Annotated in this window: 11 protein-coding genes, 1 other RNA gene, 6 pseudogenes and 1 other annotated feature; of the genes and pseudogenes, 3 read left to right on the top strand and 15 right to left on the bottom strand. The window is 43.9% G+C overall.

Annotation, left to right across the window (positions count from 1 at the left end; all coding sequences use genetic code 11):
- Window positions 1-328: 328 nt before the first annotated feature.
- A complete protein-coding gene (locus tag JCM19037_RS16495; protein WP_042403088.1) occupies window positions 329-646 on the top strand; it encodes a MerR family transcriptional regulator in 318 nt (105 codons plus the stop codon).
- A 51-nt stretch (window positions 647-697) separates the two neighbouring features.
- On the opposite strand, the gene ssrS is transcribed toward JCM19037_RS16495, so the two are convergent.
- A non-coding RNA gene (gene ssrS, locus JCM19037_RS24545) (6S RNA) lies at window positions 698-882 on the bottom strand.
- Window positions 883-1,017: 135 nt separating this feature from the next.
- On the opposite strand from ssrS, the gene JCM19037_RS16490 reads away from it, so the two are divergent.
- Window positions 1,018-1,305, top strand: coding sequence for a hypothetical protein (locus JCM19037_RS16490; RefSeq protein WP_042403080.1), 288 nt, complete (start codon window positions 1,018-1,020; stop codon window positions 1,303-1,305).
- Window positions 1,306-1,308: 3 nt separating this feature from the next.
- Here the strand turns inward: JCM19037_RS16490 and aspS are convergent.
- The 13 genes and pseudogenes from aspS to JCM19037_RS16440 all read right to left on the bottom strand — a co-directional run bounded on the left by aspS (window position 1,309) and on the right by JCM19037_RS16440 (window position 14,369).
- Window positions 1,309-3,077: pseudogene (gene aspS, locus JCM19037_RS16485) on the bottom strand (aspartate--tRNA ligase).
- 19 nt (window positions 3,078-3,096) lie between these two features.
- Window positions 3,097-4,358, bottom strand: a pseudogene (hisS, locus tag JCM19037_RS16480) (histidine--tRNA ligase).
- 53 nt (window positions 4,359-4,411) lie between these two features.
- Window positions 4,412-4,644: a binding site (T-box leader), on the bottom strand.
- Between the two features lie 49 nt (window positions 4,645-4,693).
- Window positions 4,694-5,143 (bottom strand): D-aminoacyl-tRNA deacylase, encoded by a 450-nt coding sequence (dtd, locus tag JCM19037_RS16475; protein WP_042403079.1) that lies wholly within the window; start codon window positions 5,141-5,143, stop codon window positions 4,694-4,696.
- Window positions 5,144-5,161: 18 nt separating this feature from the next.
- Window positions 5,162-5,812 carry an ACT domain-containing protein gene (locus JCM19037_RS27560; protein WP_304412695.1) on the bottom strand — a complete coding sequence of 217 codons (651 nt, stop codon included), beginning with the start codon at window positions 5,810-5,812 and terminating at the stop codon, window positions 5,162-5,164.
- A pseudogene (locus JCM19037_RS16470) lies at window positions 5,716-7,296 on the bottom strand (bifunctional (p)ppGpp synthetase/guanosine-3',5'-bis(diphosphate) 3'-pyrophosphohydrolase); the annotation flags it as partial. The pseudogene JCM19037_RS16470 and the gene JCM19037_RS27560, both read right to left, overlap by 97 nt.
- Before the next feature lie 222 nt (window positions 7,297-7,518).
- Window positions 7,519-8,019 carry an adenine phosphoribosyltransferase gene (locus JCM19037_RS16465; RefSeq protein WP_238544768.1) on the bottom strand — a complete coding sequence of 167 codons (501 nt, stop codon included), beginning with the start codon at window positions 8,017-8,019 and terminating at the stop codon, window positions 7,519-7,521.
- Window positions 8,009-10,168 (bottom strand): single-stranded-DNA-specific exonuclease RecJ, encoded by a 2,160-nt coding sequence (recJ, locus tag JCM19037_RS16460; protein WP_052363981.1) that lies wholly within the window; start codon window positions 10,166-10,168, stop codon window positions 8,009-8,011. The genes JCM19037_RS16465 and recJ overlap by 11 nt, the downstream gene beginning before the upstream one ends.
- Before the next feature lie 11 nt (window positions 10,169-10,179).
- On the bottom strand, window positions 10,180-10,332 hold the full coding sequence (locus JCM19037_RS25935; RefSeq protein ID WP_193744789.1) for a hypothetical protein: 153 nt from the start codon (window positions 10,330-10,332) through the stop codon (window positions 10,180-10,182).
- 63 nt (window positions 10,333-10,395) lie between these two features.
- A pseudogene (locus JCM19037_RS30255) lies at window positions 10,396-10,706 on the bottom strand (lipopolysaccharide assembly LapA domain-containing protein).
- Window positions 10,703-11,634 (bottom strand): annotated as a pseudogene (locus JCM19037_RS16450) (cation diffusion facilitator family transporter). Before JCM19037_RS16450 ends, JCM19037_RS30255 begins: the two co-directional pseudogenes overlap by 4 nt.
- A 72-nt stretch (window positions 11,635-11,706) precedes the next feature.
- Entirely contained in the window at window positions 11,707-12,636 is a 930-nt protein-coding gene (gene secF, locus JCM19037_RS25220) for a protein translocase subunit SecF (protein ID WP_238544767.1), read from the bottom strand.
- Window positions 12,626-13,927, bottom strand: coding sequence for a protein translocase subunit SecD (gene secD, locus JCM19037_RS25215; RefSeq protein ID WP_152549111.1), 1,302 nt, complete (start codon window positions 13,925-13,927; stop codon window positions 12,626-12,628). Before secD ends, secF begins: the two co-directional genes overlap by 11 nt.
- A 133-nt stretch (window positions 13,928-14,060) precedes the next feature.
- Entirely contained in the window at window positions 14,061-14,369 is a 309-nt protein-coding gene (locus tag JCM19037_RS16440) for a post-transcriptional regulator (protein ID WP_042403077.1), read from the bottom strand.
- A gap of 114 nt (window positions 14,370-14,483) precedes the next feature.
- On the opposite strand from JCM19037_RS16440, the pseudogene spoVB reads away from it, so the two are divergent.
- Window positions 14,484-16,039, top strand: a pseudogene (gene spoVB, locus JCM19037_RS16435) (stage V sporulation protein B).
- Between the two features lie 58 nt (window positions 16,040-16,097).
- Here spoVB and JCM19037_RS16430 read toward each other — a convergent pair.
- Entirely contained in the window at window positions 16,098-16,742 is a 645-nt protein-coding gene (locus JCM19037_RS16430) for a DUF421 domain-containing protein (RefSeq protein ID WP_042403075.1), read from the bottom strand.
- Between the last annotated feature and the right edge of the window lie 75 nt (window positions 16,743-16,817).

Below are 16,817 nucleotides of genomic sequence, written 5' to 3'. Positions count from 1 at the left end.
ACGTGAGCCTCGGTCACGACTTTTTACCCTTCGGCAAACGTTTTTCGTGTTGCCCGCAACCCTTACAGTGACGAACAACGATCGGCAACGAGATGAATTTCATCAGACAATATGCAAGCACTCACCCGCAAAGCCCCATCTCGATCATCCGATACAGTGAAATTCTTTAGTTCAACTTGTTTAGTTACGCGCCCTTCTTTCTTAAATTGTTAGATTTACTTCCTTTCTTAATGGAAATTCACAGATAGATTATCTAACAAATTTATTACACGATGATTGTGAATTTTGCTATCATTAGGAGTATCATCAACGAATGGGCGGGGATATCATGAACTATAAAAAGAAAAAAGTCATCACGATTGGTGTGGTTTGTGAACTGACCGGCCTGAGTGAGCGTCAAATTCGCTATTACGAAGAGCGTCAGCTTATTTTTCCGGAACGAAGCAAAGGCGGAACACGCAAATATTCTTTTTTAGACATTGAACGCCTTATGGAGATTGCCGAAAAAATGGCAGATGGTATGCAAACTTTTGAAATTAAACGCATGGACAAGCAACGAAACGCATCTTTGCGCGAGAAAATGATTAAAGGTCAAATTAGTGCACGTTTCGGCGGGCCACAGACCGCGGAGAACAAAACAAATTAACGAAAAAGAGTGAATGACCATGACGGGTCATTCACTCTTTTTTGTTATGTATGTCGTCCCGTTGTGCCGTATATAAACACCAAGTTTTGAAGCCTGCTCTCACAGGTGGGTGCCTTGTTCAATACTCCGTAAAGTCCTCAGCTTCCGAGGCGTGTACTTCCTATTGAAACGGCAGGCTCCCAAGTTAAAAATGTTGGCTCAAAACGTATAGTGTGCTACGAACACCACAGGACTTCTTATGTAGCAAAATTATAGCACGTAACCTTCGCTCTGCAAGCTGTTAATCATTCTTAAAGAAATTGTGAAACCCTTGGTCCACAAGGGTTTCACTTGGACTACCTGTTGGGTATACTAGCAGAAGGAGGGATCATATGTCAAAAGCACTTCACCGAATACCTATCACTCATATCGAACAAAAGATCAGTTCCATTGAGAAACATACGGAACATTACGATACAGATATGGTACTATACGAAGAAAAGATTACAATCGACAACGAGTCATTTACCATTGAATCGGTTTTCGACATGTCGTACCGATTCAAACAAGGCGAAATTGGATTTTTGTATCTCCATACTTCGCAAGGAGTAAGGACGTTTTACATTAAGGAAGACCCGACTTCTTTCATAGATCGCTTTCGCACTGTCGAAAGGAAATAAACGTTACCTCGGGCGAATGTTCAACTCTTTCCATTGGTTAGCGCTGACTTCGCTCGGTGCTCCTGTTAACAAGCAACTTGCACTTGCAGTCTTAGGAAAGGCAATCACTTCACGCAAGTTGTCTACCCCGGCAAAAAGCATTACCAATCGGTCTAAGCCTAACGCAATACCACCGTGAGGTGGTGCACCATTGCTTAGCGCCTCAATCAAGAAGCCAAATTCATCCAACGCATCGGCCTCTTTAAACCCTAACGTCTTAAACATTTGCATTTGTAAGTCAGGCTCATGAATACGTTGTGAACCGCCACCGAGCTCGTAGCCATTTAATACAAGGTCATAAGCGTGTGCGGTAACTTCTTCTGGACGTTCCTCTAACTTATCGATATCTTCGGCAACAGGACGTGTAAACGGATGGTGTAAAGCGACGTGGCGTTTAGCATCTTTGTCATATTCTACGAGTGGAAAGTCCGTCACCCATAAGAAATTGAACTTGGATTCATCAATCAACTTCAATTCCTTCCCAAATTTCATCCGTAAAGCGCCTAGAACATCATAAACAATACCCGCTTCATCAGCGGCAAACATGAGTAAATCTCCACTTTCTGCTTGCATTGCTGTTTTCATTTGCTCTTGAATTTCTACAGATAAGAATTTCGCAATTGGACCTTTTAATTCAAGAGATTCGTCGACTTTCAACCAAGCAAGACCTTTTGCTCCGTAAATGGCTGCAAAGTCCGCGAGATCATCAATCTCCTTACGTGACATCTGATCTCCTTGGCCTTTTGCATTTAAGCCTTCACTTTTCCTCCAGACTCAACGGCTGAAGTGAATACTTTAAAATCACTTGATTGCACAATCTCCGAAAGCTCGACAAGTTCCATCTCAAAACGTGTATCTGGCTTGTCTGACCCGTAACGATTCATTGCTTCATCGTACGTCATTCTCGGAAACGGCTTTGGAATTTGGATACCTTTCGTAACATCCATTAAGTGCGACATCATCTCTTCTGTCATTTTGAACAAGTCTTCACTATCCATAAACGATGCTTCAATATCAATTTGCGTAAATTCTGGTTGACGGTCTGCTCGCAAATCTTCATCACGGAAACAACGCACAATCTGATAGTAACGTTCAAAGCCTGCAATCATAAAGAGCTGTTTAAACAACTGCGGGGATTGCGGTAGCGCATAAAATTCTTCTTCATGTACGCGGCTTGGTACGAGATAATCTCTAGCGCCTTCTGGCGTACTCTTTGTGAGCATCGGCGTTTCGGCTTCCATAAACTCTTGATTGTCTAAAAAGTGTCTGATTTCTTTTGTAATCTGATGACGCAGTCGAAAAACCTGTTGCATATCTGGTCGTCTTAAATCTAAGTAACGCTTAGAAAGACGTACATCTTCAGATACTTGTACATTTTCTTCAATCGCAAATGGAAGTGCTTTTGATGCATTTAAAATACGAACTTGGTCGACATGTACTTCCACTTTTCCCGTTGGAATCTTCTCGTTAATCGTTTCTTCTTCTCGAAGAACGACCGTCCCTTCTACATCGAGTACATATTCATTACGAATGGATTCAGCGATTTTGAGTGCATCTGCATTAATTTCTGGACTAAAAACGACTTGTACAATTCCTTTACGGTCTCTTAAATCAATAAAGATTACTTGACCGAGATCGCGTCTCGTTCTCGCCCACCCTTTCAGTTGCACTCTTTCTCCGATCATGCCTTCAGTTATTTCTCCACTGTAATGCGTTCTTCCTATCCCTACCATGTTTTTCTCTCCTTTATGTCTACTTTGACAGTTCAGATACGAGCGCTTCAAATGGAACTTGTTGTTGATCCCCAGTTTCCATATTCTTTACGTTCGCAGCTCCTGTTTCAAGTTCATTCTCACCGATAACAATGACATGCTTAGCGCCACTGCGATCAGCCGCTTTGAATTGAGCTTTCATCTTTCTTTGCAAATAATCTTTATCAGCGGTAATGCCAGATTGTCTTAATTCTCGAAGCATAACGGCTGCATAGTCACTCGCTTTCTCTCCAACCGCAACCACATACACATCCAATGTACGGTTGTTTTCTTCTAGTAATCCTCTTGCTTCAAGAGCCATGAGAACACGCTCAATACTTAAACCAAAACCGATCCCCGACACTTTCGGTCCGCCGAACTCTTCCACTAAGCCTTCGTAGCGCCCTCCGCCTGTAAGCGTCGTAATGGCACCAAACTCAGGTTCATCAAGCATGATCTCAAATGCGGTGTTCGTATAATAATCAAGGCCACGGACGAGGTTTGGATCAATAACGTACGGGATGTTCATCGCATCTAACAACTGCTTCACTTTTGCAAAATAGGCGACAGACGTTTCATTCAAATAATCTTGTATGGACGGTGCGGTTTGCACGAGTTCGTGCTCACGATCGACTTTGCAATCGAGAATTCGCATCGGATTGCTCTCGAGCCGGGACCTACAGTCTGAGCAAAATTCGTCGATTCGCGCTGAAAAGTGATCCACAAGTGCGCTGCGGTGATCGCCTCGACTTTCTTTATCTCCTAAGCTGTTTATGACGAGCTTCAACTTGTCTAGACCGCACGCTTTATAAAAGTCCATAGCTAGAGAAATAACTTCCGCATCAATGGCTGGGTCATCACTTCCGAGCACTTCGACACCGACTGGTGGAATTGCCGCATTCTACCGGACTCTGGTCGTTCATAGCGAAACATCGGACCCGTATAATAAAGTTTGATCGGCTGCTGGACAATGCCGTACATTTTATTTTCTACAAATGAACGTACGACTGAAGCCGTACCTTCCGGGCGCAATGACAGATGTCTTCCTCCCCGGTCTTGGAACGTATACATTTCTTTTTGCACAATATCTGTGCTATCCCCGACACTGCGCTGAAATACCTCAGTTGTCTCAAATATCGGTGTACGAATTTCTTCGTAATTGTAAGCTCGGCTCACCGACCGAGCGATAGCTTCGATCTTTTGCCAATCCGAAGACGCGCCTGGCAAAATGTCTTGTGTTCCTCTTGGAATCCGATAATCCATAATATCATTCTCCTTCCGGTCTCATAAAACGCAAAAACGTCCCTCTGTAAAAACAGAGGGACGAGTATAACCCGCGGTGCCACCCAAACTTGAAGTACAATTCAATTACTTCCGCTTATCACAGTTAACGCCTGTGTTACGTCTCATCCTACTGCGTAGAACACGGTTCGAATGAGGCCCTGTGAAGTGTCTTTCTCAAACGGATAAACAGAAGGGCTTTCAGCTATTGCCGCTTCCTCTCTTTTGAATAGTGCCGCTTGATACTTTTCTCCGTTAACGGGATGTATTATGTTTTATATCATAAATATCTCTTTGCACGTTGTCAACTGTATGTGTTACTTTTTTTCTGGCGATTCAAGCATTAACGTAACTGGACCATCATTTACGAGAGCGACATCCATCATCGCCCCGAACTTGCCGGTTTGCACATCTAGCCCATAGGCGCGGAGTTTTTCATTGAATAATTCATATAAACGATCCGCCTCGGTCGGATTCGCCGCCCCAGTAAAACTTGGTCTTCGACCTTTCTTTGCGTCTGCGTAGAGCGTGAATTGCGATACGGACAAAATGCTACCTTCTCGGTCTAAGATGGAGTCATTCATTTTTCCGTCCCCATCTTCAAACAAACGAAGATGGGCGCACTTGTCCGCCAACCATTCCACGTCTCTTTCGGTATCTTCATGAGTGACGCCAACGAGAAGAACATACCCATAGTCAATCTCGGCAATTCTCTTATCATCCACCGTCACGCTTGCTTGTTTGCTTCTTTGCAAAAGCACTCTCATCTTGAAAAACTCCTTTGCCTAATGCATCACACGACGAACGGAATAGATATCTGGTAGCTTTTTTATCTTGTCGACGACTTTGTAGAGATGATCAAGGTTCGTGATCGCGATCGTCATATCAATGACCGCCATTTTATTCTTATCTGACCGTCCATTTACCGCATGAATATTCGTTCTTGATTCCGCAACAACGTGTAACACTTCATTGAGCAGACCTCTACGATCATAACCAGTCACTTCAATATCCACATTGTAGCTTTTCTTCTTTTCTTCGTCTCGGTCCCATTCAACCGGAACGAGTCGGCTGTTGTCTTCTTCCAAACCAACGACATTAGGGCAATCTGAACGGTGAATGGATACACCTCGACCTTTCGTAATAAATCCTAAAATCTCATCACCTGGAACCGGATTGCAACATTTGGACAGTCGAATGAGTAGATTATCTACCCCTTTTACACTCACACCTGCGCCGGATTTGCGCGTGCGAACTGGCGTACTAATTTCTTTAACTGCCTCAGTAACGGTCTTCTTTTCTTGTTGTTCATTTTCTTGACGCTTCTTATCCGTGAGACGTGTAACGACTTGTTTAGCGCTAATGCCATTATAGCCGACCGCGGCAAACATATCTTCTTCGCCCGCAAAACTAAACTTGTCCGCTGCTTTTTGCAAATTCTCCCGATGAGAATTTCTTTTGGACTAAATTCTTGGGATTTTAATTCGCGTTCAATCGCTTCCCGTCCTTTTTGCACGTTCTCATCTCGCCGCTCTTTTTTGAAGAACTGTTTAATTTTATTTTTTGCATGGGAGCTTTGTGTAATTTTTTGCCAGTCTTGCGATGGACCATAAGAATGCTTGGACGTGAGAATTTCAATAATATCTCCGGTCTTCAATTCATAATCAAGAGGAACCATCTTGCTGTTTACTTTCGCCCCGATCGTTCGATTTCCAATTTCTGTATGAATCCGGTATGCAAAGTCAATTGGCACTGAGCCTCGCGGTAATTCAATCACATCACCTTTTGGCGAGAAAACAAACACCATATCGGAAAATAGATCAATTTTGAGCGATTCCATAAATTCTTCTGCGTTCGTTGCATCGTTTTGCCATTCGAGAATCTCTCGAAACCACCCGAGCTTATCGAGTGAATGCTCGGTACTTGCAGCACCCTCTTTATACGCCCAGTGTGCTGCCACACCGTATTCAGCGATGCGGTGCATTTCTTCTGATCGGATTTGCACTTCTAACGGCTCACCTTTTGGGCCAATAACCGTCGTATGAAGTGACTGATACATGTTCGCCTTCGGCATCGCAATGTAGTCTTTAAACCGACCTGGCATCGGTTTCCATTGCGTATGAATCACCCCTAATACCGCATAGCAATCTTTGATGCTTTTGACGATAATTCGTACAGCTAACAAATCGTAAATCTCATTGAACTGTTTCTTTTGGATTGTCATCTTGCGATAGATGCTATAAATATGTTTCGGGCGTCCGGAAATGTCCGCCTCGACATTTAATTCTTTCACATTGTCACGAATATCGGTCATCACTTCATCAATGTATTGCTCACGTTGTGCACGCTTTTGCTTCATGAGATTGACAATCCGATAGTATTGCTGTGGATCTAAATATCGAAGCGCGATATCTTCAAGTTCCCACTTAATCGTTGAAATCCCTAGACGATGAGCAAGAGGAGCAAAAATTTCTAAAGTTTCGTTGGAAATACGTCTTTGCTTCTCTGCAGGCAAATGCTTCAACGTCCGCATGTTGTGCAGACGGTCGGCGAGTTTAATGAGGATGACCCGTATATCCCGTGCCATGGCAACGACCATTTTACGGTGATTCTCAGCTTGCTGTTCACGCTTGGATTTGTATTTGATCTTCTTTAGCTTTGTGACACCGTCGACGAGCATCGTTACCTCTTCGCCGAAATGTTCATTCAACTGCTCTAAGCTCGTCTCTGTATCTTCGACAACATCGTGCAAGAATGCACCGGCGATTGTCGCAGGTTCAAGCTGAAGGTCAACAAGAATCCCTGCGACCTGTACGGGATGGTGAATATACGGTTCTCCTGATTTTCGAAACTGTCCTTCGTGTTCTCGTTCTGCATACTCATAAGCTCTTGTAATAAATTGTACGTGCTCATCTGACATATACTTCGCTGCCCGCTCTAGTAACTGCTCAATCGTCATGGAATCACCTTTCATCAATCTCTCGGTTCTCTATTTAATCTATTATCAATAAAAAATGATGGCATGTAAAGTGTCATGCTCGTTAAAACCCAAATCTTCAACAACAAATAGGGTCAATAATAAAAAGGTCCTCTAAAAGAAAGGACCTCCATGTCAAAAAAGTATCACATTATTTGTAAGAGATTAATGAAAACACATCATAATCTTTAATCTTTGAACGACTGTCAATGTAAGCGAGTTCAATGAGAAATGCACAGCCAACCACTTCGCCACCGAGCTTTTCAACGAGCTTAATCGTCGCTTCAATAGTACACCTGTCGCCAACAGGTCATCGGTAATAATGACACGGTCCCCAGGCTTGATGCTGTCTTCATGAATCGCTAATGTGTCATTGCCATATTCTAAACCGTAATCGGCTTGCACAACTTTACGTGGAAGTTTGCCTGCTTTTCTAACAGGCACAAAGCTTTTTTCTAATTGAAAAGCAATTGGGCAACCCACGACAAATCCCCGGGCTTCAGGACCGACAATAATGTCAGCTTTTCGTTCTTTGACATACTCACTCATTTCAAGAATTGCACTTCGATAAGCAGGCCCGTTTTGTAAGAGTGGGGTAATGTCTTTAAATTGAATGCCTTCTGTTGGGTAGTCCTCAATAATCGTAATATGTTCTTTATAATCCACTGAGTAATTCCTCTCTTTCAGGTAACTTCCGCTTCAATTGCTGGTCAAACCAGCGTTTTAACTCCTCTGAACTTGAAAGTAACAACGTTTTTTCTGCATCTACACGTGTTTGATGCATCATATAGGTCGGTGCATCTTTCAAGTCTTTCTTCAATGGCGCATGATGAATCTTAATCAAACCATCCTCTATTGTAACAAATTCGAGCTCTCGAAACACGTTTGTCATGAATTTAATCATCGGTTCTGACCAACCTTTATACTTTTCAAGCTGCGTCAATTCATTTTTTGAGATTGGACCCTTTTGCTTAATAAAGGCAAAGTACCACTTAAATTCTTCTCGAGAAGGTACCGTCATAAAGTAAGATACCGCTTCTTCTTGGAAAGCGACATACACATTCTTTACAGATGATGAGGTTCTTGTCAACAATGTTTCGATTTCCTCAAGTGAGTCTGGAATTTCGACGAGAGCACACGTGCCAGGCATCGTTGAATCTACTTCATCTGCGCGGATAACCGCACTCTCTGTGTCTAAACGCTTCAGCTGTTGTTTTTTCTCTTCGGTAAACACAACAAGTGCAACATCAGCGGGTAATGAAGCGAGTGATTTGCCTCGCACATCAAACAGTTGGTAGCCGTTTACTTGTGCATCTTTCAAAATCAGTTGCGGCTTTATCTTCCCTCGCCATTCGTTCGTTTCCAACTCACCAATCACAGATATGCTGCTGCTCATGCTCACTTGATCATCGATATAACTTTTGCGAAAACCGATGCAATCCAATTGCGCATCGTCATCCGCCAGTTGCATCTTCACGTGATTCTTCTTTGCGCCGATCGAGCGTTTATCAATGATCTTAGACTCTTCAATCAGTACACATGGCTTGGGATTGCCCATTCCAAAAGGGGCCAACTGTTCAACTTCTCGAATAAGGTCAATCGTTACATCAGAAACCGTTAAAGACAATTCAATGTGAGTGACCGGAATAAACTCTTCTTCTGTCATCGTCTCGTTTACACGCTTATTCATATGACTTCGGAGCTCGTCAATATGAGTCGTATCGATCGTTAATCCTGCTGCCATCGGATGTCCGCCAAAATGAGTAAATAGGTGACGAACTTCTGAAAGTGTATCGTATAAATCAAAACCTGGAATGCTACGTGCCGAACCTTTCCCGACGCCATGTTCATCTACCGCAATGACGATCGCCGGTCGATTGAACTTTTCCACGAGGCGAGAGGCCACAATACCGGTCACACCCGAGTTCCAGCCAACACCAGATACGACAACGGCATCAACATCTGTCTCTTGATCTACGCTTTTAAGGGCCTCTTCGGCAATCCGCTCTACCGTCTCTTGGCGGTCTTGATTTAAATGATCAATTTGCTCAGCAAGAACGAGCGCTTCCTCTGTATCTTTCACCATCAGCAGCTCACAAGCTGGCCTAGCAGAAGCCATTCTCCCTGCCGCATTTAGCCTTGGACCAAGTCCAAACCCAACATCTTGAGCAGAAAACGGAGGGCCGTTTAACCCACTCACTTCGCCTAATGAACGTAAACCCGCACGCTTTTGTAGGCCCAACTGCTTTAACCCCCGCTTTGCAAAATATCGGTTTTCATCTACTAGCGGAACAAGGTCACTGATCGTGCCAAGTGCAACCAAATCAAATCCGTCTTTAGGTACTTCACCTAACAGTGCGTGCGATAGTTTCAGCACAACGCCGACCCCTGCCAGGTCTTTGTAAGGATACGAGCAGTTTTTCTTCTTCGGATTAATGATGCTTTGAGCAGCTGGCAATTCAGGACCGACTTCATGGTGATCAGTCACAATGACGTCTAAGCCAATTTCATTGGCAAAATTTACCGAGTCTATTGCCGCAATGCCTGTATCCACCGTAATGATAAGCGACGCACCTCCATCACGTAAACCTTGAAAAGCGTTCACGTTTGGACCATACCCTTCAGTAAACCGGTTGGGGATGTACCAGTCATACACCGCTCCAAGCTTTTGTAGTGTTTCACACATGAGTGCTGTACTTGACACCCCATCGACATCATAATCCCCGAAGACAATGATCTTCTCTTTGTCAATCACCGCTTTATGGACCCGGTCAACAGCTTCTTTCATGCCATGCAAAAGAAAAGGATCGTGCATACGATCCTCGTTCATATGTAAAAAGCTTCAGCTTTCTCTTTCGTCTCACACCCGCGATTCATGAGGAGATGGGCAGTCAAAGATGACACACCGAGCACTGATGCCAACTGATCTGCTTTCATCGTCTGTGTTTTCATTTGCCATTTTGTGTTTGCTTGTAACATTCGTTCTTCACTCCTCACCTGACCGTATACATTATACAGAACAGCTGAACGCTCAGCAATCGACTAATCTGTGTCCGAATGCTCGGTTTCTGAAGTTTGATCTTTCGGATCTGGGTGATCACTCACTTGGCGACCTTCTTGTTGGCTCTTCTTCAAACGACGAATTTCTTGTTGCAATTTGTACACTTTCAACATTCCTACAGCGCCGACAATCACCCCACCCATTAATACAGAACCTAAAATGATGAGAATAAGTGGCACTTGGTTGTGGCAAACATAAAGTCTACCGTTACCGAGTCAACGTTTATCACAGCAAAAATTGAGATTAAAAGTGCAGCGATTAAACCGAGAATTAATGTCCATTGACCTTTCATGTTAGATCACTCCTGCGTATAGTTTCTCGTTCATCAACATCTAATGGGTTAACGTGGACGAGGACGTCCCGAACCCGCTCCTCTTCCATCAGTGTATTCTTTACACGTTTGGCAATGTCGTGCCCTTCTCGAACTGAGATGTCAGGATTTACTACTATTTTAATATCAACAATCACATAATGTCCATGCTCTCTTGCGTGAAATTCGTCAATTTTTATGAGACCTTCCACTCCGTTTACACGCTCAATCATGTCAACGGTATCTTCCTCATGCAACACATGGTCCAAAGAGTTGTGAATCGCATCTCGACCGAGTTTATACGCCATAACCATTACAAGAGCTGCGACAAATACACCAGCAATCATGTCTCCATACATGAGCCATGACAGACCAAATTGCGCCCCTAAAAGTGAAGCACCGACCCCGACCATTGCCGCGATCGAAGAATAAGCATCAGAGCATGATGCCATGCATCCGTAATGATGGCTTCACTGTTATATTTCTTCCCAAGATGAAGCTTATAACGGAATAACGCTTCTTTTACGATGATCGAGAAAATAATTACATACAGAGCAGCAATACCTGGAACAGGGTTCTCAGACCCGATGTCTCCAAGCGTACTGATCGCAATATCTAGGCCGACCACGAACAGCAACACACTAACGATAATTGCTGTAATCGATTCTGCTTTCCCGTGACCATACGGGTGGTCTTCGTCTGGTGGAAGCTCGGCGGCACGCACACCAATCAGCACAGCAAAAGAGGTGACGACATCTGCAGCTGAGTGAAGCGCATCGGCAATAAGTGCCCGGCTATTCGCAAACCAACCGACGAAAAACTTTAAAGCGGCGAGGATGATATTAATCCCGATTCCGAGCCAAGCAGCGAAATTAATTTTCTTGAAACGCTCACTGTTTCCATTTTGCATACCGATCGCTCCATTATTCAAAGATTTGATACGGTAAAAACACCCCTCCAAATGTCTCGGAGGGGTATTGTCCTAGTATTCTTCTGCTTCTACTGGCTTATTCTTTTTTCTTTCTAACGAACGATGCTTCATCACTAACCACAATTGTGCGGCGAAGAACAATGAAGAATACGTTCCGGCAATAAGACCAATGACAATCGCAAAGGCGAAGGACGTAATTGCTTCACTACCAAACAACCAAATTGCACCTGCTGCGAATAGAACGGTAAGAACAGTGTTAATGGAACGAGTGAGCGTCTGTAACAAACTATCATTCACAACTTTAGCAAGATGGTTAAAGTCTCGAATCTCATCTTGTTTCTTCATATTCTCGCGAATACGGTCAAACGTAACGATCGTATCATTTATCGAATACCCGACAACCGTCAAGATCGCGGCAATGAACGGGATGTTCACCTCAAGCTGTAAGATGCTAAAAATGGTTAGCACAAAGATGGCATCATACAAGAGAGCGGCAACCGCTGCAACACCGTATAGAAATTCAAATCGAAACGCAACGTAAACGACAATCCCGAAGGCAGCAAGTAACGTAGCGATAATCGCGTTTTGTGCAAGCTCGCGCCCAATTTGTGGAGAAACGGTGCTTATGTTTGGTTCTTCTCCAAATTCATTCGTGAAATACGCCTGTATCGCCCCGACGTCTTCTTGGTCCATTGCTCCGATAAACCGAGCAGATGCTTGTTCATTGTTGTCACCTGCAAGTGTAATATCATCGGGTTCAAATCCACCGGCGGCGATAAAGTGATCCGCCACTTCTTCTTCTGTTAACGGCTCCCCAGCAACGACATCGACACGCGTTCCACTTTCAAAGTCAATGCCGAGGTTGAGACCGACCGTTGAGAGCAATATCGCTCCAATGAGCGTCATAATGATTGTTAAACCGAAATATTTTTTGCGGTGTTTAATCAGGTCCCAGTTCTTGTTAGCCATATTAAAGTCCACGAACGTCACGCCCCTTTACACCAAATAACCAATATTTACGGTTTAAGGTCCGGCTGTTCACCCATAACCCAAGGAGAACCCTCGAGCCCCACACAGCCGTAATAAAGCTTGTTAGAATACTCGTAATCAACATGACAGCAAACCCTTGAACCGCACTTGTTCCGAAGTAGAACATGACAGCAGCGGCAATAATGGTCGTAATATTGGCGTCAATGATCGTACCTAGCGCACGACGACTTCCCGCTTTGTATGCTGATTTCACTGATTTTCCATCTTTTAGTTCTTCTTTTATTCGTTCATAGGTAAGAATATTCGCATCAACCGCCATACCAACACCGAGAATTAATGCTGCAATCCCTGGCAATGTGAGTACACCTTGGATGGCATTGAAGAAAATCATTACCAAATAGATGTATACCGAAAGTGTGATCGTTGCAATGACACCCATGAAACGGTAATACGCCAACATATAAATAAACACTAACGCGACACCGATGATGCCGGCAATCAACGTCTGCTCTAATGCTTGTTCACCGAGTGACGCACCGACGGCATTTGAATACACTTCCTCTAGTGATACAGGAAGGGCACCCGCATTAAGTATGTCTGCAATAAATTCCGTCTCTTCGAGTGTAAAACTACCCGTAATTACAACTTCTGGCTGACGAAGCGTTTGTGTCACTTGCGGTGCAGAAAGATAAGCTGGGTCTTCACTTTGCGCTTCTTCTGCAAATGACATGCCTTCTTCGTAGTCTAACCAGATAACGAGTAAGTTTTCTGGTGGTGTTTGTTGCGATAATTCCGCAGTAATGTCACCAAACTTGTCACCATCTTGAAGCGTTAAAGCGACAATCGGGGAGTTGTCATCCGGGTCAAACGTCGCTTGCGCGCCTCCCTGCTGTAAATCTTCACCGGTAAGTAACACATTATCGTTTACGTCTCTAAACGTTAACTCCGCTTCCGTACCGAGCGTGGCCCTTGCTTCTTGTTGGTCCTCAACGCCAGGCAGCTGAACGCGAATTCTGTCTTCCCCTTCTACAGAGATTGCCGGTTCGGATACACCGAGTACGTTTACTCGTTGGTTCAGAGCCGTTGCTGTTGACTGTATATCATCGTCTGTCAACTCTTCTCCATCTTCAGGTTGCAACTGGTACAACACTTCGAACCCGCCTTGAAGGTCAAGTCCTAAATTCGTATCTGATGCAACGTCTTCAGCTGTCTGAAAAATCAGCACACCTAGAGCGATGACGATGGCGAAAAATGTACCGATTCTCAGCCACTTCTTACCCATTACATGTCCTCCTTCATTAAAAACAAAAAAACTATCCATCTCGCAATCCCTTCAGACACGGTTCACTGAAGATGATGATCTACGAGCATCTTTTGCACAACATATCTATTATACGAACCCTACTTTTTTACTGTCAATGCCGAAGAACGTCATGAAGTAAGCCTTCTAGCTCATCTTCGGTATCTTTCGACCATTTTCCCTCACCTTTATACGCTGAAATTGTGACTTTGTTCATATAGTCCGTCACATTCAAACGCATAAACACACTCACGAATTGATAGAAAGGGACAAATTCTTCTTCTTTTTGCAATTTCTCTAGCCCTAGCTGCCATACGTCTTCTTTCGTCGCTTCTTTTTGCCCTAGTAAGTGAAACTCATCGGCTTTCAATATTAACACCGGTTCTAAATCATCTCTCCACACTTCAAATTGTTGGGGGTTCACTACGTTCACCTCTCGATTTCTTCCCTTCCGTCACGAGCTTGTCATGCCTTCCAAAAATGCGCATACATATGGAGAAGGACAACCTTACGATTAGATGACAAAAAGGAGGCGTAAATGTCTAAACAAACCTTCTTTGCAGGAGCATTTATCCTGATTATGGCCGGTCTTGTTACCCGTTTGCTTGGTTTTGTCAATAAAATTGTCGTCGCCAGAATTATGGGCGCTGAAGGAATGGGCTTGTACATGATGGCCATTCCAACATTTTACTCGTGATTACACTCACACAGCTCGGTCTACCCGTTGCAATCTCAAAGCTCATCGCCGAAGCCGATGCTGTAGGAGATCATGACCGTAAAAAGCGAATTCTAGCAGTAAGTATGGTCGTTACGGGCTCGTTGAGCATCTTGTTTACGACGTTAATTATTTTTCTTGCACCGGTGCTTGCTGAGTGGTTACTTACCGACACGAGAGCTTTATATCCATTGCTGGCGATTATCCCAATTGTTCCCATTGTAGCACTTTCTGCCGTTTTACGCGGCTATTTTCAAGGAATGCAAAATATGAAACCGATCGCCTACGCTCAAGTGATTGAGCAGATCGTCCGCATTGCGCTTGTCGCCATTTGTACGAGCACACTGCTTCCTTACGGGATTGAATTCGCCGCTGCCGGTGCGATGATCTCGGCGGTGCTCGGTGAACTTGCATCTCTACTGTACGTCATCTACATGTTCAAAAGAAAAAAACCGATGAGAATCCGCAAAAATTTCTCTCAAGCCTTAGTCGGAGGTAAAAAAACGCTACATGATTTAATGACGATCGCTTTGCCAACAACCGGCAGCCGTCTCGTTGGCTCGGTGTCACTATTTCTTGAGCCCATTATCGTTGCACAAAGTCTTGCTGCTGCTGGTGTCGCTACGATTTTAGCGACAAGTCAATACGGTGAACTGAGCGGTTTTGTTATCCCGTTGTTATTTTTACCTTCTTTTATTACGTATGGACTTTCTGTATCGCTTGTACCTGCAATTAGTGAAGCCCATAGCAAAGAAGATTACACTCTCATTCAAAGAAGGCTTCAACAAACGACAAAAGTGGCCTTGTTATCTGGGGGCATCTCCATTGTTATTTTGTACGTGTTTGCGGTTCCTGTGCTTACGCTTATGTATCATGCTCCTCAGGCGGCTGTATACTTGAAGCTGATGGCACCTTTTTGTATCTTCCTGTATTTTCAAGGGCCACTGCAAGCCATTCTACAAGCACTTAACCTTGCGAAGTCGGCGATGTACAACAGTTTAATTGGCGCTGTCGTCAAACTATCTGCCATTGCATTTCTCGCATCTCAACCAGAACTTGGCATGATGGGCGCTGCTCTTGCCATCTGTACGAGTATGGTGCTTGTTACTTTGCTTCATTTTATTAGCGTTTCACGTGCGGTAGGGTTTACGATTCGTTTTCGTGATTGGACAAACACCGGTATTGTAACGCTTTTATCTGCGGGTGTGGCCATCATGTGCTTTCGTACGTTTGTTACCGCTGAACAAATGCTTGCTGGAACGCTACTGAGCATATTGATTACAGTTGCTGTCTATTTTATCGCCCTTTTCCTATTCGGTTTGCTTCACATCAAGAATATCAGTCGCATTCCGATCGTTCAATCCTTGTTTCGTTCATAATCTTCGTTTAGCAACGAGAAGTGCCTTCACGCACTTCTCGTTGTCACACCCACCACGCTTATGCATCTGATTTTATGTTAATCACAAAGTTCCCTTCCCGATTCCCAGAACAGACCGCAATTTTTTTCACGTCGTCGTACCCTCTTTTTTTCAATTCTGTCCTCAACCACTCTTCATCTCGACCAATGTGCTGTAACTGGTGCCTTTGCATTTCTCCATCTACGATAAATGGAAATGGGAAAATGACTTGCCCAGCATTTTTCGTTGCCTCAATGACAGACAAATCCCCCGATGGCTCAAGGATGGCATAAGCCACTTGCGTGAAGTCCGTTAAATCGTGTTGGCGCAACTGCAGCATCAAATCATCAAAATTGTAACGCAAACGTCGCATCGCCTGTTCATCTACTTTGCCGTTTTCAATAACAATCGTCGGCTGTCCGTCCAATAGATCCCGAAGCCGGTTGCTTTTTAAAGATATATAGGCCAATACAATTTGCAAACACGCGAGAATGATAATCGGAAACATGCCTTCAATAAGCGATTCCTCCTCAATCCCGGTAACTGCAAATTCGGCAATCATGATCGACACGACAAAATCTAGTAAGGTCAACTCTCCTACTTCTCGTTTCCCCATCACACGTAATGAAATTAAGAGAAAGAAATAAAAAAACAATACACGCCAAAAAATCGAAAACAGATCCAATGTGATCCTCCTTAACAACTTCTTGCCATTATGTTTTCCGTTAGGAGGAATTGCATCCGTAATTTTTTATTCTAT

The sequence above is a fragment of the Geomicrobium sp. JCM 19037 genome (assembly GCF_000698105.1).
Taxonomy (GTDB): Bacteria; Bacillota; Bacilli; order Bacillales; family Marinococcaceae; genus Geomicrobium_A.
The sequence above is the reverse complement of the archived record's forward strand: the minus strand, read 5'-3'. Positions and strand labels throughout refer to the sequence as shown.

Coding starts and splice junctions, on each gene's coding strand:
- JCM19037_RS16495 (WP_042403088.1), top strand. CDS start 329: ATGAACTATAAAAAGAAAAAAGTCATCACGATTGGTGTGGTTTGTGAA.
- JCM19037_RS16490 (WP_042403080.1), top strand. CDS start 1,018: ATGTCAAAAGCACTTCACCGAATACCTATCACTCATATCGAACAAAAG.
- dtd (WP_042403079.1), bottom strand. CDS start 5,143: ATGAGAGTGCTTTTGCAAAGAAGCAAACAAGCAAGCGTGACGGTGGAT.
- recJ (WP_052363981.1), bottom strand. CDS start 10,168: ATGCACGATCCTTTTCTTTTGCATGGCATGAAAGAAGCTGTTGACCGG.
- JCM19037_RS25935 (WP_193744789.1), bottom strand. CDS start 10,332: ATGTTACAAGCAAACACAAAATGGCAAATGAAAACACAGACGATGAAA.
- secD (WP_152549111.1), bottom strand. CDS start 13,927: ATGGGTAAGAAGTGGCTGAGAATCGGTACATTTTTCGCCATCGTCATC.